Annotated in this window: 21 protein-coding genes and 1 tRNA gene; 7 read left to right on the forward strand and 15 right to left on the reverse strand. The window is 64.1% G+C overall.

The features are described from left to right. The 7 genes from LOC60_RS11040 to LOC60_RS11070 all read right to left on the reverse strand — a co-directional run bounded on the left by LOC60_RS11040 (nucleotide 1) and on the right by LOC60_RS11070 (nucleotide 8,569). Nucleotides 1–1,908, reverse strand: coding sequence for a dipeptide/oligopeptide/nickel ABC transporter permease/ATP-binding protein (locus tag LOC60_RS11040; RefSeq protein WP_230025145.1), 1,908 nt, complete (start codon nucleotides 1,906–1,908; stop codon nucleotides 1–3). Then, nucleotides 1,905–2,846: an ABC transporter permease gene (locus LOC60_RS11045; protein WP_230025147.1), complete on the reverse strand. Its 942-nt coding sequence runs from the start codon at nucleotides 2,844–2,846 to the stop codon at nucleotides 1,905–1,907. The genes LOC60_RS11040 and LOC60_RS11045 overlap by 4 nt, the downstream gene beginning before the upstream one ends. Before the next feature lie 72 nt (nucleotides 2,847–2,918). Then, a complete protein-coding gene (locus LOC60_RS11050; RefSeq protein ID WP_230025149.1) occupies nucleotides 2,919–4,442 on the reverse strand; it encodes an ABC transporter substrate-binding protein in 1,524 nt (507 codons plus the stop codon). Between the two features lie 149 nt (nucleotides 4,443–4,591). Then, nucleotides 4,592–5,614 (reverse strand): LacI family DNA-binding transcriptional regulator, encoded by a 1,023-nt coding sequence (locus LOC60_RS11055; protein WP_230025151.1) that lies wholly within the window; start codon nucleotides 5,612–5,614, stop codon nucleotides 4,592–4,594. 184 nt (nucleotides 5,615–5,798) lie between these two features. Then, nucleotides 5,799–6,317 carry a metallophosphoesterase family protein gene (locus LOC60_RS11060; RefSeq protein ID WP_230025153.1) on the reverse strand — a complete coding sequence of 173 codons (519 nt, stop codon included), beginning with the start codon at nucleotides 6,315–6,317 and terminating at the stop codon, nucleotides 5,799–5,801. Between the two features lie 3 nt (nucleotides 6,318–6,320). Then, nucleotides 6,321–6,716 carry a DoxX family protein gene (locus tag LOC60_RS11065; protein WP_230025155.1) on the reverse strand — a complete coding sequence of 132 codons (396 nt, stop codon included), beginning with the start codon at nucleotides 6,714–6,716 and terminating at the stop codon, nucleotides 6,321–6,323. Then, complete coding sequence (locus tag LOC60_RS11070; protein WP_331460811.1) at nucleotides 6,713–8,569, reverse strand: glycoside hydrolase family 15 protein; 1,857 nt, start codon at nucleotides 8,567–8,569, stop codon at nucleotides 6,713–6,715. Before LOC60_RS11070 ends, LOC60_RS11065 begins: the two co-directional genes overlap by 4 nt. 180 nt (nucleotides 8,570–8,749) lie before the next feature. Between LOC60_RS11070 and LOC60_RS11075 the strand changes: the two genes are divergently transcribed. Then, the gene (locus tag LOC60_RS11075; protein ID WP_442860405.1) at nucleotides 8,750–10,009 is read left to right on the forward strand and encodes a DUF445 domain-containing protein; all 1,260 of its coding nucleotides are present in this window, start codon (nucleotides 8,750–8,752) and stop codon (nucleotides 10,007–10,009) included. A 71-nt stretch (nucleotides 10,010–10,080) separates the two neighbouring features. On the opposite strand, the gene LOC60_RS11080 is transcribed toward LOC60_RS11075, so the two are convergent. From LOC60_RS11080 to LOC60_RS11090, 3 genes are all read right to left on the reverse strand, one after another. Continuing rightward, on the reverse strand, nucleotides 10,081–10,833 hold the full coding sequence (locus LOC60_RS11080) for a hypothetical protein (RefSeq protein ID WP_442860406.1): 753 nt from the start codon (nucleotides 10,831–10,833) through the stop codon (nucleotides 10,081–10,083). Between the two features lie 158 nt (nucleotides 10,834–10,991). Further along, complete coding sequence (locus LOC60_RS11085; protein WP_230025159.1) at nucleotides 10,992–11,261, reverse strand: GlsB/YeaQ/YmgE family stress response membrane protein; 270 nt, start codon at nucleotides 11,259–11,261, stop codon at nucleotides 10,992–10,994. A 173-nt stretch (nucleotides 11,262–11,434) separates the two neighbouring features. Beyond that, the gene (locus LOC60_RS11090; protein WP_230025161.1) at nucleotides 11,435–12,067 is read right to left on the reverse strand and encodes an alpha/beta hydrolase; all 633 of its coding nucleotides are present in this window, start codon (nucleotides 12,065–12,067) and stop codon (nucleotides 11,435–11,437) included. 255 nt (nucleotides 12,068–12,322) lie between these two features. Here LOC60_RS11090 and LOC60_RS11095 point away from each other — a divergent pair, with 255 nt between their 5' ends. From LOC60_RS11095 to LOC60_RS11110, 4 genes are read left to right on the forward strand one after another with little or no spacing between them, the layout of a single operon-like run. Next, nucleotides 12,323–13,390, forward strand: a complete 1,068-nt coding sequence (locus LOC60_RS11095) for a 1-phosphofructokinase family hexose kinase (RefSeq protein WP_230025163.1) — start codon at nucleotides 12,323–12,325, stop codon at nucleotides 13,388–13,390. Then, nucleotides 13,390–15,585 (forward strand): PTS fructose transporter subunit IIABC, encoded by a 2,196-nt coding sequence (locus tag LOC60_RS11100; RefSeq protein ID WP_230025165.1) that lies wholly within the window; start codon nucleotides 13,390–13,392, stop codon nucleotides 15,583–15,585. Before LOC60_RS11095 ends, LOC60_RS11100 begins: the two co-directional genes overlap by 1 nt. Before the next feature lie 30 nt (nucleotides 15,586–15,615). Beyond that, a complete protein-coding gene (gene ptsP / locus LOC60_RS11105) occupies nucleotides 15,616–17,316 on the forward strand; it encodes a phosphoenolpyruvate--protein phosphotransferase (protein ID WP_230025167.1) in 1,701 nt (566 codons plus the stop codon). A 28-nt stretch (nucleotides 17,317–17,344) separates the two neighbouring features. Then, nucleotides 17,345–17,623 carry an HPr family phosphocarrier protein gene (locus LOC60_RS11110; RefSeq protein ID WP_230025169.1) on the forward strand — a complete coding sequence of 93 codons (279 nt, stop codon included), beginning with the start codon at nucleotides 17,345–17,347 and terminating at the stop codon, nucleotides 17,621–17,623. 207 nt (nucleotides 17,624–17,830) lie between these two features. Here LOC60_RS11110 and LOC60_RS11115 read toward each other — a convergent pair whose 3' ends face one another. From LOC60_RS11115 to LOC60_RS11130, 4 genes are all read right to left on the reverse strand, one after another. Then, nucleotides 17,831–18,568 carry a hypothetical protein gene (locus tag LOC60_RS11115; RefSeq protein ID WP_230025171.1) on the reverse strand — a complete coding sequence of 246 codons (738 nt, stop codon included), beginning with the start codon at nucleotides 18,566–18,568 and terminating at the stop codon, nucleotides 17,831–17,833. After that, nucleotides 18,565–19,248: a hypothetical protein gene (locus tag LOC60_RS11120; RefSeq protein ID WP_230025173.1), complete on the reverse strand. Its 684-nt coding sequence runs from the start codon at nucleotides 19,246–19,248 to the stop codon at nucleotides 18,565–18,567. The genes LOC60_RS11115 and LOC60_RS11120 overlap by 4 nt, the downstream gene beginning before the upstream one ends. Before the next feature lie 248 nt (nucleotides 19,249–19,496). Beyond that, nucleotides 19,497–19,796, reverse strand: a complete 300-nt coding sequence (locus LOC60_RS11125; RefSeq protein ID WP_230025175.1) for a GNAT family N-acetyltransferase — start codon at nucleotides 19,794–19,796, stop codon at nucleotides 19,497–19,499. Between the two features lie 46 nt (nucleotides 19,797–19,842). Beyond that, nucleotides 19,843–20,409, reverse strand: a complete 567-nt coding sequence (locus LOC60_RS11130) for a hypothetical protein (RefSeq protein ID WP_230025177.1) — start codon at nucleotides 20,407–20,409, stop codon at nucleotides 19,843–19,845. A gap of 173 nt (nucleotides 20,410–20,582) precedes the next feature. On the opposite strand from LOC60_RS11130, the gene LOC60_RS11135 reads away from it, so the two are divergent. Together LOC60_RS11135 and LOC60_RS11140 are read left to right on the forward strand one after the other, a co-directional pair. Then, on the forward strand, nucleotides 20,583–21,677 hold the full coding sequence (locus tag LOC60_RS11135; protein ID WP_230025179.1) for an iron-containing redox enzyme family protein: 1,095 nt from the start codon (nucleotides 20,583–20,585) through the stop codon (nucleotides 21,675–21,677). Beyond that, the gene (locus tag LOC60_RS11140; protein ID WP_442860407.1) at nucleotides 21,674–22,027 is read left to right on the forward strand and encodes a CDGSH iron-sulfur domain-containing protein; all 354 of its coding nucleotides are present in this window, start codon (nucleotides 21,674–21,676) and stop codon (nucleotides 22,025–22,027) included. Before LOC60_RS11135 ends, LOC60_RS11140 begins: the two co-directional genes overlap by 4 nt. A 62-nt stretch (nucleotides 22,028–22,089) precedes the next feature. Here the strand turns inward: LOC60_RS11140 and LOC60_RS11145 are convergent. Continuing rightward, nucleotides 22,090–22,165: transfer RNA gene (locus LOC60_RS11145), tRNA-Lys, on the reverse strand. Between the last annotated feature and the right edge of the window lie 31 nt (nucleotides 22,166–22,196).

Here is a 22,196-nt window from a genome sequence, read left to right on the forward strand (position 1 = left end):
TCACCGCGTAACCTCCTGATCATTGGCGTGTGCAGTCGGCACTATTGGGGCGCTAAGCCGCGACAGGGGTTCCTTCCCCTCGAGCATGGCCGACAGCAGCATTTGGGTGTACGGGTGCTGGGGAGAGCGAAGAATCTGGCGGACGGGCCCTTCTTCGACCACACGGCCGTCCTGCATGACGACTACGCGGTCGCATAAATCTGCTACGACGCCGAAGTTGTGGGTGACCAGTAGGACACCGACCTCAAGACGCTGCTGGAGTTCCCGGATCAGGTCCAGTACCTCGGCCTGAATCGTCACGTCGAGTGCCGTGGTCGGTTCATCGGCAATGATCAAGTCCGGATCGCAGCTGATGGCTCCCGCGATGAGAACGCGCTGGGCCATGCCTCCGGAAACCTGATGGGGGTAGGCGGCGAAGGTACGTGCAGGGTTCGGGATCCCGACGTCAGCAAGGAGCTTCAGGGCACGGTCTTTTGCAGCTCTCTTCGATAAGCCCAGAACCCGCCTCATGGGTGTAACGAGCTGGTAACCGATGGTGAAGGCCGGATCAAGGTTGCTCATCGGTTCCTGCGGGATGTATCCGATGCGCTTCCCCCTAAGGGCTGCAAGCTGTCGCTGGTCCACGTGATCGCTCGCCGGAGGCACCGTGTAGGACCCATCAAACTGAATCGAGCCTGCGACGATCCGCGCGGTGTCGGGGAGCAGTCCAAGAACCGAGAAAGCCGTTTGGGACTTTCCGGAGCCTGACTCCCCGACCACGCCCAGAATCTCGCCTCGGTCGACGTGGAACGAGACATCGTCAACAACTTTTTTTATGGACCCATCGGCCTGGGGGTAACCGATTCCCAGATGGGACACCTTAACGAGGTGGTGTTCAGTGCCTGCCTCCACAGGGGGAATGGATTTGGGCGTACGACGGGCCTTAGGGACTTTGACGGGGCTGGCGCTGGTGCCGACTGAGGTCGCTCCGATCGCACCCGTGGTGGCGGGATCGCCGGTGGTCGCAAGTTTGACCCTCCGGGTCTTTTCCTGGTCCTCAAGTGCGTCGCGCACCGCGTTACCGAGCAGGACGAGCGCGCCGATGGTCAGGCCGATTGCCAGGCTTGGCCAGAGCAGGAGCGAAGGTGTCAGGTAAATGTTCCTGAATCCCTCGCTAAGCATGACGCCCCAGGTTGCTTTTGAAGGATCCCCCAGCCCGAGGAACTCAAGCCCTGACTGAACGGCGATGGCTACGCCGCACACAGCTGCTGTCTGAATGATGATCGGGGCGCGGACTACCGAAAAGACGTGACGGCCGATGATACTTCGGTCGGAGACGCCCGAGACCCGGGCAGCGTCGACGTAAAGCTCGTCGCGAACCGCCTGCACCGCGCTGCGGGTTAAACGGAAATAGCTGGGGCTGATCAGAATGCCGAAGGCGATCATCGCGATCCAAACCGAAGGTCCAAAGGCTGCTCGAACGACCAGGAGCACGATCAGGCCGGGAAGACTCATGAGGACCGAAGCCGTCCAATTCGACATCGTGTCGAAGGTCCCGCCGTAGTACCCGGCAATAAGGCCGGAAGGAAGACCGATCGCTATTGCCACCACGGCGCACAGGAGTGCAGATGACAGGGTCAGCTGGGCCCCGTAAAGAAGCCGGCTCCAGACATCGCGGCCTGCACCGTCAGTCCCCAGGATGTTGACACCATCCGCGGAAGAGAGCGTCTTCCCGATGTTCGCGAAATTCTCATCGAAAGGGGCGAGTACGGGAGCCAGCAGAGCCAGCAGGACGATGACGGCCAGAACCCCGATGGAGAGGATGCCCATTGGATTCTTAAACAGCCGGCGAAGAGGACTCGACTGGACGAGGGAGCCGGATTGTCCTTTCGCAGGATTGTTTGGAGGAATATCAGCTGCCTGCGTCATGAGACACGCACCTTGGGGTTGAGCCAGCCGTTCAGGAGGTCGACGATGAGGTTGACGACGATGACGACGGCGACGGTGTAAATGACGACACCCATGACCACGGGCAGATCGCCCTGGGCCGTGGAGAGAACGGCGAGCGGACCGAGGCCCGGAAGGGCGAAGATCGACTCGATGATGACGACCCCGCCGAGCATGCCGATCAGCTGCAGGCTAAGCACCGTCAAACCGGCAGGAGCAGCGCTGCGCAGGACGTGCCTGAAGAGGATTTCCTTTTCCCCTATCCCCCGGCTGCGGAGGGTGCGGACGTAGTCGCGCTCGAGTTGCTTGATGACGGCGGAGCGAATCTGCTGGGCTCCGCCGGTGACGCCGTTGAGGACAAGGGCGATCACGGGAAGTGTCAGGGAGATCAGCCACGCGTTGGCGTTCGCGCCTGGCGAGATGGTGCTGGTCGCCGGGAACAATCCGAGTTGGATCGCGAAGAACGTGACGAGCAGGATACCGATGACAAAGCCGGGGATGGCGTCGCCGACCACCGCTGCGATCTGGACGATCCTATCGACCCAGCCGCGCCTGACTGCTGCGATGACGCCCACGAGCGCTGCCAGGAGCGCAATGAGAATCATGGCAGTGAACACCATGGCCATGGTGACTGGAACCCGTGTTGAGAGTGCCTGGGTTACCGGTTGCGAGCTGAACCAGGAGTTTCCCAGATCTCCCGTTAGCGCGGAACCGAGCCAGGAGAAGTACCGGATCACAATGGGTTGGTCCAAGCCAAGCTCCACTTCCTTGGCGGCTACCTGTTCAGGGCTGGCTTGATCACCAACGATGTTCCGGGCGATTGATCCGCTGGAGAAGTAGAGGAGGAAGAAGGTGAGCGCCGAGACGGCGAATAGCACGGCGAGGCCATTGGCCAACCGCTTCAGGATGAACGACATCATCGGCTAACTCCTGAGGATGTGCAGAATACGTTCGGTGGGCGGCACCTTGTTGGTGCCGCCCACCGGTGACTGCTAGTTGGCGGGTGCGTAGTTGTAGATAGAGGGAACCGCTTGCTGCACCTGGGGCTCCACCGTGATCTTCGCGTTGTGGTAATACATTTGGTCGATGCGGAAGAGAGGTGCGAACCAGGCGTTCTCAACCACGTACCGGTTCACTTCCTGCGCCTTCGCCCCGGCTTCGGTACCGGCTGTCTGAACCTCGTCGATCATCGCCTGCAACTCTGGAGTGGTCGTTTTGAAGGGGTTATAGAGCGCCTGGGTGGAGATCAGCTGATTGATGGCCACCCACGGTTCACCCTGGAACAGGTTGTACTGAATAATCGGGAACTTCTTGGCAGCGACGTCAGCGGTGAACGTGCTGGTTATGGGCGCACCAATATTGAGAGTGATTCCGACATCAGCGAGTTGCTGCTTGAGGATCGCCTGAAGAGTTGGTTCTTCGGCAGCCAGCGCAGGGATGTCAATAGTTAGACCGCTGCTGTGGCCTGCCTCAGCCAGAAGCTCCTTGGCTTTCTCCGGATCGTAGGTATAGGTGTCTTCGAGTTCCTCAACCCACGCTCCACTGTCAGGTCCGAACGGCTGGCTGGTCACGGTTCCGCGGCCCAGCCGCACCTGTTCCAGAATGGTTTCGCGGTCGAACGCGTAGTTGATGGCCTGACGGACACGGACATCAGCCAGCGGCGCAATCACTTCTCCGCCACGGTCCATCAGCAGCAGACCCGTCCAATCCACTTGGTTCGACACGAGTTCCAACCCGGCGGCTTCAGCTTGCTGCCCGGCTTTCGGGTCAAGGATTGCTGCGTCAACCTGTCCTGAGACCACAGCATTGGTACGGGCGGTAATATCCGTGAGCGTCTTCAGAGTGACACTCGAAAATTTCTGCAGATCCTTGTTCCAGTAGTCCTCGCGGGCGGTGAACACAAGTTGTGAACCCGCGACTGACGAAGCCTCGTCCATGACGTAGGGGCCACTGCCGACGGGGACAGTCGAGATGCCTTCCGAGCCAAGTGCATTCGGGCTTCCCATCAAGCCGGCTGCCTGGCTGAGATAGAACTCCAGTGAAGGATCGGCGGCAGTCAACGTGATTGTGATCGTGTCGGCATCGACAGCCTCCACCGCCTCGACTGCGCGGAGTTGGTTCATCTGCGGGCCGTTGGCCTGCTTGAAATGATCCAGGTTTGCCTTCGCCGCTGCGGCATCGAACTTTTCACCGTCGCTGAAGGTGACATCGGTCCGCAGATCGACGGTAAGAACAGTGTTTTCCTGGTTGTACTCCCATTCCGTAGCCAACATCGGACTCAGGGAACCGTCGGGCTCCCTCAGCAGCAGGGAATCGTATGTGACCTGGTAGGGCTGCAGCACGTGGCCGACATGTGCTTGGGCGGGATCCCACGAGCGAGGTTCGCCAATGATGCCAAGGGTCAGGGTCTGGGCCTGTGTTCCTTCGCCCTCCGTAGAGGTGTTATTCGAGGAACATGCAGCCAAGGTGAGCGAAGCGATAGCGGCAATTGCGAGAACAGGTTTTCTCAACGTCATTGTCCAGATTCCTTCTACCAATGGTTTGGGACCTCACCACTTCTGAGTGACGGTTCTCACAAACCCAGTTCCTCTAGAGGCTAGAGACCCCCCGTATCGGAATGCAACCGTTTGCCATTTGTTGCCATGATCATCGCTGAAGCTTGTGTCTATGCTTCCTGCCTGGCGTCGCCGGTGGATGACCGAATGACAAGGTGACCTGGGATTTTGGCCATCTTGCGAAGCGTACTGCCGGCAAGGGGATTCAGCTGAGCCATGAGCATCGAGACGGCCACTCGCCCGGCCTGCTCGATGGGACAGGAGATAGTAGTCAACGGCGGGTTGCAGAAGTCTGCACCGAAGATGTCGTCACATCCAACGAGGCTGATATCTCGCGGCACGCCCACTCCACGTTCCGCCAGACGCTGCAGCATTCCGATGGCCAACAGGTCATTGAAGGCGATGACGGCAGTGACTTTCGCGCCCAGTGCAGCGTCGGCTGCGGCGGCACCGGACGAGCGCTTTGGGGCATATGGTCCAAGCCTGTGGGGCACCATGTTCCGCTTCAAAGCTGCCTGCTCGATCGCATGCCATCGACGATGGTTTGACCATGAACTGACTGGGCCTGCTGCATATGCGACGGACGTGTGCCCCAAAGAAGCAAGATGATCAATGGCCTGAACCATGACCTCCGCGGTATCGAGCAAGACGGTGGGCGCATCAGCGGATGGTCGATTGATCGTCACCAACGGGTGCTGATGGGCCACGCCGGTCAGCTGCTGATCAGTTAAGCGCGAAGCCGCAAGAATAATGCCGTCTGTACTGCGCCGCAGGCGTTGCAGTGTCTGAAGTTCGACATCCGTCGCCTCTTCGGTATCGACGAGCAGCTGCGTATATCCCCCAGCTTTCAATTGGGCTTGCGTACCGCGGACGATGTCGAAGTAGAAAGGGTTCGTGACGTCCGGCACCAGCAGGGCTACGGTGCCGGTTCTACCTGAACTCAGGCTGCGCGCCTGCGTACTCGGAACGTACTCGAGCTCTGCAGCGATCCGTTCGATCTTCTCTCTCGTTCGAGTGCTCACCCGAGCAGGATTGGACAACGCCCGGGAAACGGTGGAAACAGCAACACCGGCACGTGCAGCGATATCTCGGATGGTAGGGAGCCGCCCCATCACTTCACCGGAATCAACCATGACCAGATCATGGTGCAGGAGCAACTTAATGGCAACCGTTTGCCAATCCCCGCTGCCAAGTTGGCGGCCTGCTGTGCGGGGTGCTGCGGGTTTTTATCGGAGACCGCTATGGCGGATGGCTGCCGGGAATGGTCGCGCGCCTCGAGGAGACTGACCCGTCCGGCCGGCGCCCGGAGCCGGGTGCTCAGGAACGCCCGATCTCCCGCGGTGGAAGCCGCCGGAGATCGGGCGTTACTGTTACCCCGTCAATCTCCAGGCGCAGGTAGGTGCAGAACGGCTGCCTGCGCCGGTCCGTAGGGGACCCGGGATTCAGCAGGCGCATGCCGGCCGGCGTCACCGAGTCCCAGGGGATGTGGCTGTGCCCGAAGACCAGCAGGTCCGTGTCCGGGAACTGGGCATCCATGCGTGCTTCACGCTTCAGGGAGGGGCCGGTCTCATGTACGACGGCGAGCCGGACCCCCTCGACCACCGCCCGGGCCACCAGCGGCAGCCGGGCACGCAGTCCGGCGCCGTCGTTGTTGCCGTAACAGGCAATCAGTTGCCGGGAGCGGGACTGGAGCTCATCAAGCAGTTCCTCGTTCACCCAATCGCCCGCGTGGACAACAATGTCGGCGGCTTCAATATCCGCCCAGAGGACGTCGGGCAGCACCTTGGCCCGTTTGGGCAGGTGAGTGTCGGAAAGCAGCAGGAGCCTGGTGGCCATTGGCTATTTCCGCAGATTCCACGCCCAGAGGATCAGCGGCAGCTGAAGCGGCAGGCGCAGGCTGTGGATCAGCTTCTCCTTGTTCCCGCCGCGGGGGCCGAAGGCACGCTGCAGCGCAGTTATATGCCCTGAAATGAAAGCAACATACATGGCTGCGGTACCCGTTGCCGCCAGCCGCCGGGTACCCGGCAGAAGCAGTCCGGCCGCCGCCGCAAACTCGATTACTCCGCTGACGTGCGTCCACTGCCGCCGGGTCAGCACCCCGAACTTCCCGTCGGTATCCGTGCTGATGCTGCGCGGGACCACTGCATTGTAGAAGCGCGGGTTGCGGAAGTGGTTGACGGCGCTGGTGGCCAGCAGGGCCGCCATGGCCACCGCTGAAAGCGTCTGTCGGTTCATCGGGTTCCTTCGGTTGTGGGGACTGCCCTCGGGGGCGGCGGCGAGGTCTGGCCGGCTACCGCGACGGCGATTGCGTCAGCTGCGCGGACCAAGGCCAGGTGGGAAAACGCCTGCGGGAAGTTCCCGGCCATCGTGCCGTTGTCTGCATCATATTCCTCGCTGAGGAGTCCGAGCTCGTTGGCGTATCCCACCAGCTGGTCCATCAGCCGCCGTGCCTGGGGCAGCCGGCCGCTGTGGGCGTACTGCTCCACCAGCCAGAAGCTGCATGCCAGGAACGGATTCTCCCCGGCAGACAATCCGTCCACCCCGGACTCGGTGGAGTAGCGCAGCAGGAGTCCGGAGCCGTTGAGCAGCTCCTTTTCCAGCCGGGAAACCGTACCCAGCATCCTTTCGTCGTCATAGGCTATGAAACCCACGTGCGGCAACTGGAGCAGGGCCGCATCCACGGTGCCGCTGCCGTAGAACTGCGTGAAGGAGTTCAGGGCGGGGTCCCAGCCCCGCTCCATCACCTCGTCACGAAGCCCGTCCCGCAGGCCTTCCCACACCTCCACCGGTCCGTCCAGGCCGTAGGTCCGGGCCGCCTTGGCCGCCCGGTCGAAAGCAGCCCACATCATGACCCGCGAGTGGGTGAAGTGCCGGGGCTCTCCCCGCATCTCCCAGATGCCGCGGTCCGGTTCCTCCAGGTGTTTTTCCAGGAAGGTCAGCAGTGCCCGCTGCAGGGGCCAGGAAAAGTGGTCTTCCGGGACGCCCAGGTCCCGCAGCTTATCCAGCGCCACCATCACTTCACCCACGACGTCGGCCTGGTACTGCCCGACGGCCCCGTTTCCGATGCGCACGGGCGCAGCTGAGGCATAGCCCGGAAACTGCGGGAGGATCTGCTCGGGCAGCTCCCGGCCGCCGTCCACTGCGTACATGATCTGCAGGTCCTCCGGATCCCCGGCGACGGCGCGCAGCAGCCAGCTGCGCCAGTGAAGGGCCTCATCCTCGTAGCCGTGGGTCAACATCGCTTCAAGCGTCAGGGCCGCATCCCGCAGCCAGCAGTACCGGTAGTCCCAGTTCCGGTCCCCGCCGGCCTTTTCAGGCAGCGACGTGGTGGGAGCGGCAACAATTCCACCGGTGTCCTCGTGGGTCAGGGCCCGCAGGACCAGCAAAGACCGGCGTACCGCCTGTTCATAGGGGACGTCCCGGGGGCAGCGCCGCCCCCAGTCCTGCCAGTAGGCCGTGGTCTTCACCAGGGCGGCCTCCACATCCCGCCGGGGCGGCACGGGCCGGTGCGAGGGATACCACGTGAGTTCCAGGTCCACGCATTCCCCGGCCCGGACCGCAAAGCGCCCCACATGGCTATGGTTCTCCGCAATGGGCAGGTTGGGACCGCGCAGCACCAGCGCTCCGGGCCCGGCGATGGCCGAAAGGTGTTCGCCGGCGTCGTCCCAGCCGCGGAAGACCCAGGGAATGACCGTGCCGTAGCTGAAGCGGATTTTCAGTTCCTGCCTCATGTCGACGCTGCCGCTCAGGCCCTCGATCCGGCGCACCAGGGATGCACGCCGGTCCTTCACCGGCATGAAATCCGTGACCCGGACCGCCCCCGTGGGCGTGTGCCAGTGCGTGCGGAGCACGAAGGTGGTCTCAATGTAGCCGCGGTGCGTAACGGTCGCGGAAGCATGTTCCGGTGCCAGCAGCCACCTGCCGTGATCGCTGTTCCCAAGCAGTGCCCCGAAGACCGACGGTGAATCGAACCGCGGCAGGCAGAGCCAGTCCATGCTGCCGCTCCGGGAAATGAGGGCTCCGGTATGCAGGTCCGAAACCAGCGCATAATCCTCTATGGGGGATGCCATGGCACTACTCAACCACACGGTGCCGGCCCGGACGCTTCGGTTCGTAGCGCAGCCGCGGCAATCACTGATTAGATTGGTGGTGTCCCGCGCAGAAGTTCCTTACAGCGGAGCGGCAGCGGGACCGGCACTGGATAAGGGAGCGGTATTGAAACACGCGTCAACCTCGAAGATGTCCTTTTCCGCAAAGGAGGTGCACGCGTGAGCGTGGCTGCCCAGCCTACCGACGAGCAGCGTGCCTATGCCCTGCGGCGCATGAAGATGCTGGCCACCGGGCTGCTGATCCTCCTGGCGGTCATCTTCCTCTTTTCCTTCGCCCTGCAGGACAGGTACCCGTGGCTGGAATACGTCCGCGCCGCCGCGGAGGGCGGCATGGTAGGCGCCCTTGCCGACTGGTTCGCGGTAACCGCCCTGTTCAAGCATCCAATGGGGGTGAAGATCCCGCACACGGCCATCATCCCGGAGAAGAAGGACCAGATCGGGGCATCCCTGGGCCAGTTCGTGGAGGAGAACTTCCTGGCCGAAGACATCATCCGGGCCAAGCTCGACTCCATGCAGGTCGCTGCGAAGGCGGGCACCTGGCTGGCCCGCCCCGAGGGAGCCGAACGCGTGGCCACCGAGGGTGCCGCAGCAATCCGCGGAGCGCTCCGGGTACTCGATGACGACGCCGTCCGGGACGTCCTGGAGTCAATGTTCCGCCGCCACGTGGTGGATCCGCAGTGGGGACCGCCGGCCGGAAAAATGGCCCAGCGGATCTTCGAGGAGGGCCACCACCACCAGCTGGTGGACCTGGTGGTGGACAGCCTCGCGGACTGGGTGCTGGCCAACCCTGAAGTAATCAGCCGGCTGGTAACCGAGCGGTCGCCGTCGTGGGTTCCCGCCTTCGTGGATGACCTGGTGGGCGAGCGTGTCCAGATCCAGGCCGAGCGGTTCCTGTTCGATGTGCAGGAAAACCCCAACCACCAGCTGCGCGTGGCGCTGGACAACTACCTCACCGGAGTGGCCAGGGACCTGCAGGAGGATCCCAAGACCATGGCCAAGGCCGACGCGGTCAAGGAGCAGGTCCTGGACGACCCGCGCGTGCGCGAGTTGATGACCTCCACATGGACCACCATCAAGAACGCGCTGATGACGGCTGCCGATGACCCGGACAGCGAACTTACGCGCAACTTCAAGTCGGCACTGCAGGACTTCGGCACGCGCCTGATCAATGAACCGGAACTCGCGGCGAAGGTGAACGGCTACGTGGCGGACGCAGCGGGCTACCTGGTCCGCACCTACAGCAACGATATTGCCGCCGTCATCACCGAGACGGTGGAACACTGGGACGCGAAGGAAACCTCGGAGAAGATCGAGCTGCAGGTCGGCAAGGACCTGCAGTTCATCCGGATCAACGGCACGGTGGTCGGATCGCTCGCCGGGCTGGCGATCTTCACCATCGCTACGGCCGTGTTCGGCTAAAAGCAGTAAACAAACGGAAAGGCCCGCCGGCTCAATGCCGACGGGCCTTTCCCTGTTCCTGCGGAGGTTTCCTAGGCGGACTTATCCAGCTGGTCCAGTTCTCCTGCGAGCTGTCCGGGGATCGACGTCGGCGGCTCACCGAACGCGGTCCGGGTGGCGTTGATGACACCCTTGCCCATGGCGCGGTTGCCCACGCCGCCGACGACGGCGCCCACACCCAGCGGCAGGGCGCGTCCCAGCAGTGCAGTGCCCTGGCGTGCCATGACCCGCTTGAGGAACTGCTTGCGGATGCTGCCACCCACCGAGCCCATCAGGCCCGAAGGCATGCTGCCCATGCTGCTGCCCCAGGCCTGCGCGGTTCCGCGGCCGGAAAGGGACTGCATCATGGACGTCCCTTCCTCGCCCAGCATGATGGCCATAACCATGGTCCGGGACTTCTCCGGATCGGCCAGCCGGACACCGTGCAGTTCAGCCACCGACTGTGCGTACAGGGCTGTGGCTTCGAGGAAACCGACCGTCGCTGCTGCCGACAGGCCAAGCGCCGCGACGGTTCCCACGCCCGGAACCACGGCGGTGGCACCGATGGCTGCGCCGCCGCCGGTCACCGCGTTGAGGTAGTGCCGGTCCAGGACGCTGATCAGTTCGGCGGCGTTGGCGGACGGGTTCCTGCGCTGCATCCTGCGGATGTTCGCCAGCACCAGGGGCCGCTGCACTTCCACCGCACGCTCGATGGCCTTCACGACCTGCGGCTTGGGCTTGCCGTCCGCGCCCATCGTGGCTCGTCCGGCCAGTTTGGCTGCGGGATTGAACTTACGTCGCTTCACAGAACTCTCCTTGGGGAAATCCGGTACAGGCTTCACACCTACGGTATTACTTCAACACCAACGGGTTTTACCTAAAGCAAAGGGCGGGGTCCGGCGGAAGATTCCGCCGGGGCCCCGCCCTCTAAATCAACACGCCGCGTCAGCGGCGCATCAGCGCACTAGGCGCGGTTGCCGCTCTTGCGGGTTACGAAGCCGTAGATCACGAGGACGACAATTGCGCCGACGATGGCCACGAGCCAGGTCTGGATGGACCAGAACTCTTCGAGGCTGACGTTGAACAGAAGACCGCCGAGCCAGCCGCCCAGAAGGGCGCCGATTACACCCAGAACCAGAGTGGCAATCCAGCCGCCGCCCTGACGACCCGGGAGGACCATCTTTGCAATTGCACCTGCGATGAGACCCAGGATAAGGAACGCAATGAAACTCATTAGATTCTCCTTGCTGTGTGAGTGACAGTGATTTAGAGCACGGCCTTATGAGCCACGCTTTCCTCCAGACTACTTGATCAGCTTACTTAGCACGTAGTCCGCAGCAGATTTCCATTCGTCCGGAACTGTGTTAGGTACTGCGGGCGTATGGCCCCATTTCCACCCATTGTCCTCTACGGCGTGTCGGAGGCAAGGTACCGGCGGAGGAAAACCGCCACATCGGAGATCTCGTCCGCACCGATGGAATGTCCCATTCCGGAATAGGTCCGTGCCGTCAGCGCCACATTCTCCTCAAGCCACTGCGCGGTGTAATTCACGGCGTCGGCATTGATGACCCAGTCCTGGCGGTCCCGGCCCCAAAAGAACGGCACCCGGACGGGCAGCGGTTCACTGGCGGCCAGGAGCTCATTGCGGGCGATAAAGCCGGAAAGGCCTACAACGGCACGGAAGTCCCGCGGCCTCAGCCGCAGCAGTGTCCCGGCCATGGCCATGCCTTGGGAGAAGCCCGCCAGCGTGATTCCGGTGAACCCGTATTCCGTCCGTGCCCGGTCCAGCCAGGCCAGCAGCGAGAGCGCCGCTTCCAAGACCTCGGTGGTATCCGAATTCAACAGCGGGTCCAGCAGGAACCACCCGCTGGCTCCGCCCACGTCCAACGGTCCCCGGACGGCAGCCCCCACCGCAGATTCCGGTAAGGCGATGAAAAGCCGTTCCATTGCCTGCTCGCCGGATCCGTAGCCGTGCAGCAGGACCACCAGTTCGCGTCCCCGGCGTCGGTCGACACGCGCGGACCACGTCACGTTTTCCATCGGATCAGCCTAGCGCCGCGCCCCGGTTTGCATGCCGCCGACGCGGTGCCGACCGGCTGCCATTGCCACGGGTGGTGCACCAAACGTAAAGTCGCATCAGCGCATAAACAGTGGCGGTTGCCACAGATCGCGGGTGTGCATGTGTAGAAGCCGCCAAAGAACAAGCCGCCAAAAACACCGGGAACCGCACCGGCAAGCCGTTCTCCTCCCAACACCGGCCGGCCCTGTCAGGCACGGCCTGGACGGATCCCCTTCATGATCCTCACCCTTACCGCTAATCCCAGCCTTGACCGCACCGTTCAGCTCCCCGGCATGTTGGAGCGGGGCGCGGTCCAGCGGGCCGTTTCCGCCGGAGAAGAACCCGGCGGGAAAGGCGTCAACGTGTCCCGGGCCCTGACTGTCTCCGGCGTCCGGTCCGTTGCTGTCCTTCCCGGCGCCGACAGCGATCCGGTGATGGCCGGACTGCGGCAGGCAGGAGTCGAGTACCTGAACCTGCCCATCGAGGCACCGCTGCGCAGCAACATCACACTCACGGAGCCGGACGGCACCACCACCAAGGTCAATGCGCCCGGTCCCCCGCTGAAGCCGGTGGAACAGGAAGCCCTTATCGCTCTGCTGGTGGGGGCCTGCACGGCCGGGGGTGCAGGGCAGGGTTCGTGGTTGGTGCTGGCCGGCTCACTGCCGCCGGAGGTGCCGCCGGACTTCTACGCATCAGTGGCCCACGCTGTGAGGGAGCGGCTCGGGGCCGGAGCTCCGCGCATAGCCATCGATTCCTCCGGCCCGCCCCTAATGGGCGCCCTGCTCCACGGAGCAGCGCCGGACCTGCTCAAACCCAACGCACAGGAACTTTCCGAGGCCACTGGATTTTCCTCTGAAGGGGCATTGGAAGCAGACCCCCTGCTGGCGGCGCGGGCGGCGGGGATGTTGATTGAACGCGGCGTCGGCGCGGTGCTTGCCACCCTCGGCGCCAAGGGCGCCCTTCTGGTCACGGCCAACGGAAGCTGGTTGGCCACCCGGCCGCCGGTGCAGGCCCGTTCGACGGTGGGCGCTGGGGATTCAGCCCTGGCCGGATACCTGCTGGCCGAGGTTGCCGGTGCAGCGCCGCCGGACTGCCTGCGCCAGGCCGTGGCCCACGGGGCCGCCGCGGCGTCCCTTCCCGGAACCACCGTTCCCGCCCTGGCAGCAACTGATCCGGGAGCTGTAACGGTCACTGCCCTAAACGGTACCGGCGGCGTACCGCGGGGACCTGCAGCCCCGCACAGATCTGCAGGTACCGGAAGCGCCACCGCTTCACCGTCGTCGTCATCAAAGGAGGAAAGCTGATGTCGGACCTCATTACGCCGGATCTGGTCACTTTGGACGAGAATCTCGGCACGGACAAAGGCACGGTTATAGGCCATCTGGCGCGGGGGGTGGTAGCTGCGGGCCGCGCCACCAGCTACGAGGACCTCTACGCAGACGGGATGGCCCGCGAGTCGAAGACCGCCACCGGCGTGCCGGGCGGCATTGCCATCCCGCACTGCCGGTCCGCGGCGGTCACCCAGCCGACCCTTGCCATGGCACGGATCCGCCCTGCCGTGGATTGGGGAGCCAAGGACGGTCCCGCCGATATCGTCTTTTTTATCGCCGCACCGGAGGGAGCGGACCAGGAGCACCTGCAACTGCTCGCCAAGCTGGCCCGGTCCCTCATCCGTAAGGACTTCACCGCTTCCCTGCGTTCGGCCACGTCGCCGGTCCAGATCGTGGAACTCGTTGACGGGGCCCTCGGGCTCGGTCCCGTACCGGAGGGCTCCGGAAGCGCAGCCGGTTCGGGCGGTGCCGCTGCGGCCGGCACGACTACCGGCGCCACAGCCGTGGGTGCAGCGGGTGCGGCGGGTGCGACGGCGGCCGGCAGCAACGTCGGCTCCAGCGGCGGCAGGCAACCGGATGGAACCGGCGACGGCGGACACGGAGCCGATGCTCCCGCGTCCGCCGGCGGCACCGGAGCCACCGAAACGGACACCTCCAGGTCCCGTCACCTGGTTGCCGTCACCGCGTGCCCCACCGGCATTGCGCACACTTACATGGCGGCTGACTCCCTGGCCGCAGCGGCGGCCGAGCGCGGCGTCGACCTGCAGGTGGAAACGCAGGGATCCGCCAAGTCCACTCCGCTGGACCCCACAGTGATCCGCAACGCGGAAGCGGTTATTTTTGCCGTCGACGTCGACGTCCGGGACAAGGGGCGCTTCGCCGGAAAACCGGTGATCAGCGGACCCGTGAAACGCGGGATCGACGAGCCGGGCGTCATGATCGATGAAGCCCTCAACGCGGTCAATGACCCGAATGCCCGGCGGGTGTCGGGCGGCGGCGGAGGCGGAGACGAGAATGAAGGCGGCTCCGGATCCGGCGGGGAAGGATTCGGCGGGCAGCTCAAGCGGGCGCTGCTGACCGGTGTCAGCTACATGATTCCGTTCGTCGCCGGCGGCGGCCTGCTGATTGCCCTCGGTTTCCTGCTGGGCGGTTACGAACTCGCGCTCTCGGTCGACGACGTCGCCAACGGCGACCGGATGCTGGACGGCACCTCGATCCTGAATCCACCGCCCGAAGGCGTCATCGCCTATCTCGGGGCCGTGTTCTGGAAGATCGGTTCCCTCTCCATGGGCTTCCTGGTACCGGCCCTGGCCGGGTACATTGCCTATGCCCTCGCCGACCGCCCGGGCATTGCACCGGGCTTCACCGCGGGAGCCGTGGCGGTGTTTATGGATGCCGGCTTTATCGGCGGCATTATCGGCGGCCTGCTGGCCGGCTACGCGGCCCGGTGGATCGGCTCCTGGAACGTTCCATCGTGGATGCGGGGCCTGATGCCTGTGGTCATCATTCCCCTTTTGGCGTCGATCATAGCCTCCGGCCTGATGATGCTGGTCCTTGGCGGACCCATAGCCGCCTTGACCCAGGGACTGAACAACTGGCTGACCGGCCTCACCGGTGTTGCGGCCATCGGACTGGGCATCATCCTCGGCCTGATGATGGGCTCGGACCTGGGCGGTCCGATCAACAAGGTTGCCTACGCCTTCGCGGTCGCAGGACTTGGGGAAGGCAGTTTCGAGAACCAGGTGCCCTGGGAAATCATGGCAGCGGTCATGGCCGCCGGCATGGTCCCGCCGCTGGGCATGGCCTTTGCCTCAACAGTGCTGGCGAAAAACCAGTTCAGCATGGCCCTGCGGGAGAACGGCAAGGCGGCGTGGCTGCTGGGTGCGGCCTTCATCTCTGAGGGTGCCATCCCGTTTGCCGCCTCCGACTTCTTCCGGGTCATTCCCTCCACCATGCTGGGCGGGGCGGTGGCCGGTGCCATCTGCCTGGGAACCGGGGTAACCTCTCAGGCACCGCACGGAGGGATCTTCGTCTTCTTCGCCATCGGCAACCTCCTGATGTTCATTGTTGCCATCCTGGCCGGCGCGGCCGTCACCGGGTTCGTCTATGTGGCCCTCAAACGGTATGTGAAGCCCCGGAAGAAAGCGGAGGAACCGGCCATTGCGTAAGGCTCCGTCGATGAAAGGAAGGCTTAGATAATGCGGACCATCCAGGGAATCGGAGTCAGCACCGGACGTGTCCTCGGCCCCTCGCTCCGAATGCCTCCCCCCGTGCCCGAACCCGACGCCGACGCGAAGCCGGCTCCGGGCAGCACCGTGGACGGGGAGAAAACCCGCCTCAAGGATGCCGCCGAAGCAGTTCGGGAAGATCTCAAGCGCCGGGCGGAAACCGCCTCGGGAGACGCCAAGGCGGTGCTGGATGCCACGGCCATGATGGCCTCCGATCCCATGCTGCTCAAAGCCGCGGGCAAACACATCAACGCCGGCATGGCGACGGACCGGGCCATCTGGGAAGCGGGCATGGAGGTAGCCGCCATGCTCCAAAGCCTGGGTGGCTATATGGCCGAGCGGACGCAGGACGTGCTTGATGTCCGGGCCCGGATTGTGGCCGAACTCAACGGACTGCCCGCACCGGGGATTCCGGCCTCCGACGTTCCTTTCATCCTCACGGCGGTGGAACTGGCACCTGCCGATACTGCGACCTTGGACCCGGCCATGGTGATCGGGTTGGTCACCAGCGAGGGCGGGCCGCAGTCCCATACCGCCATTCTCGCCCGGTCCCTAGGCCTGCCCGCCGTGGTCGGGGCGCCCGGCGCTGACGAGGTCCCTGACGGGGCCGAAATCTATCTCGACGGCACTGCCGGCACCGTGGTGGTGGAACCCGGCAACGAGGAACGGGAAGCGGCGCATAAATACGCCTCACGCTCCTCGCTCCCGGTATTCAACGGCACGGGCTCGACCTCTGACGGTTTCCTGGTGCCGTTGCTGGCCAATGTGGGTTCGGGGAAGGACGCCCGGGCCGCCGCGGAGGCCGGCGCCGAGGGAATCGGCCTGCTCCGTACCGAGTTTTGTTTCCTGGGCCGCGATGCGGAACCCACCATCGAGGAACAGGTTGCTGCCTACGGGGCGGTCTTCGAAGCGTTTCCGGGCCGGAAGGTGGTTATCCGGACCCTCGATGCCGGTGCTGACAAGCCGCTGCCGTTCCTGACGGACGCATCGGAACCGAACCCGGCACTGGGGGTACGCGGATTCCGGACGGACCGGACCACCCCCGGCGTCCTGGCCCGCCAGCTGGAGGCTATCGCCGCGGCCGCCGGCGCCTCCGCTGCCGATGTCTGGGTGATGGCACCGATGATCTCCACCGCCGAGGAGGCCGCCGACTTCGCCGTTATGTGCGCAGGAGCGGGGCTGGGTATGCCGGGAGTGATGGTGGAGGTGCCGGCAGCGGCAATCATGTCCGAAGCCATCCTCTCGCGGGTGCGGTTTGCCAGTCTGGGCACCAACGACCTCACGCAGTACACCATGGCCTCGGACCGGCAACTCGGTTCGCTGGCATCGCTTAACGACCCGTGGCAGCCGGCCGTCCTTCAGCTGATTTCCGCCACCGTTGCCGGGGCCGCGCGCGCCACGGCCCTCGAGCCGGCTGCCGGAGCCAGGACCGTGGGCGTCTGCGGCGAGGCAGCCGCGGACCCCGCACTCGCCGTCGTCCTCGCCGGTATGGGGGTGAACACGCTGTCGATGACTCCCCGGGCGCTGGCCGGCGTCGGGGCTGTCCTGGGTTCGGTGACGCTGGAGCAGGCCAAGGAACTCGCCGCGAGGGCGCTGGCGGCACACTCCGCCGCCGATGCGCAGACCATTGTGCACAGCCGGCTGCCCATCCTCGAACAGCTTGGCCTTTGAGCAGCGCAAACCACGGAAGGAACGAGAAATGGCAGAACGCAAAGCCACAGTGGCCAGCCGGGTAGGACTCCACGCCCGGCCGGCATCGATCTTCGCGGAAGCGGCAGCGGCAGCGCCCGTTGAAGTAACCATTGCGATGGAAGGGGATCCGGCCGAAGAGGCGATGGACGCCTCGAGCATGCTCTCCCTGATGAGCCTGGGCGCATCGCACGGAGATGTGGTGGTGCTGCGCTCGGACGATGAGGGGGCGGAGGCCGCCCTGGAAGAGCTGGCGAAGATTCTGGAGACGGATCTGGACGCGACCTAGGCAGTCCAGGCAAGCGGCGGGGCACTCATCCGTTCCATGAATGTCCCGCCCTTGCTTTCAGTACCGGGCTTTCCCGGAAATGACGAAGCCAACGGCAGTGCCGCTGGCTTCGTTGTAACTTCACGCTGACCCCCCACAGGCAGCGGACGTTACATATTCATTATTCTGGCACACAAACATGAAAACGTGAACACGTTTATCTAATTGTCACCTTATGTAGTTGGAAGTCAGTAGGCTTTGCTTTTTCCGCTGTTTCAAGGCGAGCCCGTAGAGGGCCACCGAACCAAGTCCCGCCGCGAGCACAATAACCGAGGAATGGGGCAGGATGTAGTCCCATACGCCCGTCTGCTGCCCGGTGACCCACAGTGCCGACCAGATAAGATTTTCGGCCAGCGCAAGGCCGATCAGGGCGGAGCCGATCCGCAGGAGTACGGGCCGTCGTACGGTCGCTGCCACCCGAAACGCCGGGATAATCAGGCAGGCGGCCACGTAGGCGGGGTAGAGGCGTCCGATCACGGCGTACGCCCAGACGGATTCCTGGTTCATGTAGCCGTTAAGGCCCGGCGAAGAGACCGGCATGTCGCACATGCTGAACAGCACGGTGGTGGCAATGACCGTCGCAGCCAGCACTGACAGTCCGGGTAGTCCCACAATCATGCTTCGCGCCATGGGTGCACGGAACGCCGCCGCGGCGCTGCTGCCAATAAGGGTCACGACAGCGTAAGTGGCATAACGGAGAATCAGGTTGGCCCGGTTTTCTCCGCCCAGCAACGCGTCCACCGGTAAGTAAATCGAGGGAATACTTAGCGCCACTCCAACGGTGGTGGCGGCCAGTCCCCAGAAGAGCACCGGATTGCGGCCCTTCATTGCCGGCGGCAGCCGAATCAAGGTAAAAACAGCCGCAGCGACCAGCGCCCCGAATTGAAAGGCGGAGGTAATACTCATCCCAGGTTCTCCAAGAGCGTTAGATCATTTTCCACGTCGTGTTCAAACTTCCTTAGTTGCTTTCCCACCCCGTCCAAGCGGTCACGGGCAAGGAACAAGAGTTCGGAATCGGTGAGCGCAGCCAGCGCTTCCTGTTGGCCGTTCCGGGGCCAGCCTGCCTCGCCCGGGGTGACCAGCTTCGTGGCCACCAAGCCGCCCGGCAGCGAAGCGCCCGCAATCCGGGCGGCCTCCACGGCCAATTCGGGCGCCAGGCGTCCGGCGGAAAGCTGGGCCGAAATATTCTGGGGTGCAACGCCGGTCTTGGTACTCAGGCGTTGGCGCAGGTCGCCGGGATCCACTGCTTCGAACCACGAGCGGATCGCATTCTGGTGCGGATGCTTATCCAGGTCCGGACGCTGCGGCGCTCCGCTGGAAGTGGCCCTGGCCAGGATCACCTGCAGGATGCAGATATAGGAGACCTGGCTGATCAGTTCCGCCGGGGAAGGACGCCAGGGCCCGCCGAGCAGATCCGAATACTCCTCGAAATCCGAGAGGGCTTCAACCGGATTCTTCCCGTATGCCCGGGCCACCCGGACCACGGTAATCTCCGAAACCTTGCCCCGGACTATCTGCTGGCCGAGGGTGGAGCGCTTGATGCCCGTCCGGCGGCAGAGTTCAGCGTTCGATTCGCCCGGAGCCACTGCGGAGCGCCAATTTTGGAAAGACCTGGCAGACACCGCCAATTTTGGCCCCCTCGATTGGATTTCCCCGGACAAATGGAATTATACTGTTGGAACTGGCTTCCCCTTCTGCGTTCCCCCCATATGCAGAGCGGGAAGCCAGCTTCAATTAACGCACCGCCAGCTCACCACACCGCACGGCACCGCACCGCACTGCCGCAGCTGCGCGCACGGCCGCCCGGCGGCATCGCCGGCACTGCATCAGGAGCTCATTCCTGGGGCCAGGAAACGTGGTGGCTGTATTCCGGGTGCTTGCGGAGGTAGGCGGCCATGTAGCTGCAGTACGGCTTGATTCTCCGCCCACCGCTAATGATGTCCTCGACCGCGAACCGCGCCAGCCGGGACGAGTAGCCCTGGTGCCGGAAGTCCGGTTCCATATTCGTGTGGGTGAGCGCAACAGAGGCTGGTTCCACCTGGTATTCGGCAACCCCCACGAGTGTGCCGTCCAGCCGCAGTTCATACCGGTCCAGCCCGTCATTGCGCGAGACGCTGATGTCTTTGCTAGTCATGGGCCGAGACTGCCACGCAATTCAGCGGCGGTCCAGCGCTCCCGTGTCAGGCCGCGCGCCCGCCGCCGGCCGCTTCTTCCGCACGGCGAAGCGAGTCTTCCAGTTTTGTGACTGCCTCGGTGTAGGCCGCCGCCTCAGTTGGACTTCCTGCTTCCGGGCGCAGTTGCTCAGCAACCTTCAACGCCCGGATGAAATTCCGCGTTTCCGGCGTGCGGACGTCCAGCATCTGCGGGTGCTGCGCCGCGAGCCAGGGATCCAGTTCATAAGCACTCCATCGGGACAGGACCTCCCGGTGGCGGCTTGCCGCGGCATCCACTGCAGCCTCAAGCTGCCGGTTTTGTGTGTCCCGCCGACGACGCCGGTACCGTCTCCCTACCCAGAACGACGCAGCGATACTGCCTGCCACCACAACCGAGCCGACGGCGACGGCCGACGTGGTGGTCAACGCCCACGCAGCCGTCAGGAGAACTGCCAGGAAAGCGGTTAAGCCGGTCCAGAAAAGGCCTTCCCCGTCCCGGGTCCGAAGGGACCGGTCAATGCCGACAGCACCGCCAACCAATACAAGCAGCACCAGCAGCACCGGAAGAGCCATCGACAAACCCGACCCGGCCATAACTGTTCCTCCCCCTCGTAGCGCCTGCTGCCTCCATTGCACCGAACCCCGCGGCAAAGGTCAATGCCGGCCCTGCCCGCCCCGCAAAACGGTTCCTGAAGACCATAACAAGTATGCTGACGTGTGGATTCGTTCCAAAACCCCGCCGAAAAAAGCGCCCTGTAAGGAAAGCAATGAAGATTCCCGCCCCGAGAGGGCGCGTCAGCGCCACTTTGATTGACCTCCTCCAGAACCGCGGCGGTTCAGGACATGCCAACGCCTATGGCTCCTTGAACCTGCTGGTGGACGAAGCGCTTGCAGCCACCCCGGACCTGCTGCGTGACGAGGACCTCCAGCTGGCATTGTTCTGCCTGTACGAGCTCCACTACAGCGGGCTGGACGGAGTCGAGGACGCAGCCGAGTGGGACCCCGAGCTGATCCGCGTGCGGGCACGCCTGGAAGCGGCGTTCGAAAACCTGCTGCGCCGGACGGTGCCCGTCCCCGAGTTGCCTGCCCCGGACAGCGAAGCCGTCGCGGAGACGCTCTTCCGCCTGGCAGCCGACGACGACGGTGCCAGCGTCTCCCGCTATGTCGCCGGCAAGGCGAGCGTTGAGCAGCTGCGGGAGTTCCTGATCCTGCGCTCGGTCTACCAGTTGAAGGAAGCGGATCCGCACAGCTGGGCCATTCCCCGCCTGCCGGTGGGCCGGGCAAAGGCAGCGTTGATCGAAATCCAGGCCGATGAGTACGGCGGCGGGCGCGTCGAACGGATGCACTCGAAGCTGTTCGGCACCACCATGGAAGGCCTTGGCCTGGATTCCGGCTACGGGTATTACATTGACCAGGTTCCCGCCCTGACCCTCGCTTCCTCCAACGCCATGTCCCTCTTCGGACTGAACCGCAGGCTGCGCGGCGCCATTGCCGGACACCTGGCCGCGTTCGAGATGACGTCTTCCATTCCCAACTCGTTCTACGCCCGCGGGTTCCGCCGGCACGGCTTCACTGACGATGTCACCTATTACTTCGACGAGCACGTGGAAGCGGATGCCGTGCACGAACAGATTGCCGCCCGGGACCTGGCCGGCGGCCTGGCCGAAGCGGAACCTGATCTGCTGGCAGACGTCATTTTCGGCGCTGCGACGGTCCTGGCCATCGACGCCCTGCTGGGCGAAGAGCAGCTTCGTGCCTGGCAGGCGGGCGAGTCCGCACTGCTCGCACCCCTCGGAAACGACGGCGGCACCGCCGAAGCAGCACTGGCAGCCACAGCCGCTGCCGGCGGAGTGACAGCGTGACGGTCCCCGCCGCCGGCGCAGAGGAAGAAGGCAGCATGCCCGAGGGGATGCCGGAGGCCGGGTCCGTCGAGCCGGAGGCCGGCGCGGACACCTGGCAGCACCGGGAAGGCAACGCTCCGGCGTCCATCGTGGCCTGCCCCAACGGTCCCCTGCTGGTCCGAGGCGATTTTGAAATCGTCACTCCGGACGGGGTTCCCGTGCCCCGGGACCGGGAAACGGTGGCCCTGTGCCGCTGCGGCGGCTCGGCGATCAAACCGTATTGCGACGGCACCCACAAGTTGATGAAATTCGATACCACCCGCCGTCGTCCGGTTCCGAAACCGGCACGTGCGGAAGAAGCCGCCGGGTAACCGGAGCGGCGCTGGAGAAACAGGAATGGCTTGCCTTCAATGAAGGCAAGCCATTCTTATTTTGGTGCGCCCAGCAGGGCTCGAACCTGCGACCCACGACTTAAAAGGACGTTGCTCTACCAACTGAGCTATAGGCGCTCCACGGGCCGCGGCTTTTCACAGCGTTCGG

It is taken from the genome of Arthrobacter sp. zg-Y769, assembly GCF_020907405.1.
Classification (GTDB): domain Bacteria; phylum Actinomycetota; class Actinomycetes; order Actinomycetales; family Micrococcaceae; genus Arthrobacter_B.

Bases quoted from the DNA above. Each gene is read 5' to 3' on its own strand.
- LOC60_RS11040 (WP_230025145.1), bottom strand. From the start codon at position 1,908: ATGACGCAGGCAGCTGATATTCCTCCAAACAATCCTGCGAAAGGACAA.
- LOC60_RS11045 (WP_230025147.1), bottom strand. From the start codon at position 2,846: ATGATGTCGTTCATCCTGAAGCGGTTGGCCAATGGCCTCGCCGTGCTA.
- LOC60_RS11050 (WP_230025149.1), bottom strand. From the start codon at position 4,442: ATGACGTTGAGAAAACCTGTTCTCGCAATTGCCGCTATCGCTTCGCTC.
- LOC60_RS11055 (WP_230025151.1), bottom strand. From the start codon at position 5,614: ATGGTTGATTCCGGTGAAGTGATGGGGCGGCTCCCTACCATCCGAGAT.
- LOC60_RS11060 (WP_230025153.1), bottom strand. From the start codon at position 6,317: ATGGCCACCAGGCTCCTGCTGCTTTCCGACACTCACCTGCCCAAACGG.
- LOC60_RS11065 (WP_230025155.1), bottom strand. From the start codon at position 6,716: ATGAACCGACAGACGCTTTCAGCGGTGGCCATGGCGGCCCTGCTGGCC.
- LOC60_RS11085 (WP_230025159.1), bottom strand. From the start codon at position 11,261: ATGAGTTTCATTGCGTTCCTTATCCTGGGTCTCATCGCAGGTGCAATT.
- LOC60_RS11090 (WP_230025161.1), bottom strand. From the start codon at position 12,067: ATGGAAAACGTGACGTGGTCCGCGCGTGTCGACCGACGCCGGGGACGC.
- LOC60_RS11095 (WP_230025163.1), top strand. From the start codon at position 12,323: ATGATCCTCACCCTTACCGCTAATCCCAGCCTTGACCGCACCGTTCAG.
- LOC60_RS11100 (WP_230025165.1), top strand. From the start codon at position 13,390: ATGTCGGACCTCATTACGCCGGATCTGGTCACTTTGGACGAGAATCTC.
- ptsP (WP_230025167.1), top strand. From the start codon at position 15,616: ATGCGGACCATCCAGGGAATCGGAGTCAGCACCGGACGTGTCCTCGGC.
- LOC60_RS11110 (WP_230025169.1), top strand. From the start codon at position 17,345: ATGGCAGAACGCAAAGCCACAGTGGCCAGCCGGGTAGGACTCCACGCC.
- LOC60_RS11115 (WP_230025171.1), bottom strand. From the start codon at position 18,568: ATGAGTATTACCTCCGCCTTTCAATTCGGGGCGCTGGTCGCTGCGGCT.
- LOC60_RS11125 (WP_230025175.1), bottom strand. From the start codon at position 19,796: ATGACTAGCAAAGACATCAGCGTCTCGCGCAATGACGGGCTGGACCGG.
- LOC60_RS11130 (WP_230025177.1), bottom strand. From the start codon at position 20,409: ATGGCCGGGTCGGGTTTGTCGATGGCTCTTCCGGTGCTGCTGGTGCTG.
- LOC60_RS11135 (WP_230025179.1), top strand. From the start codon at position 20,583: ATGAAGATTCCCGCCCCGAGAGGGCGCGTCAGCGCCACTTTGATTGAC.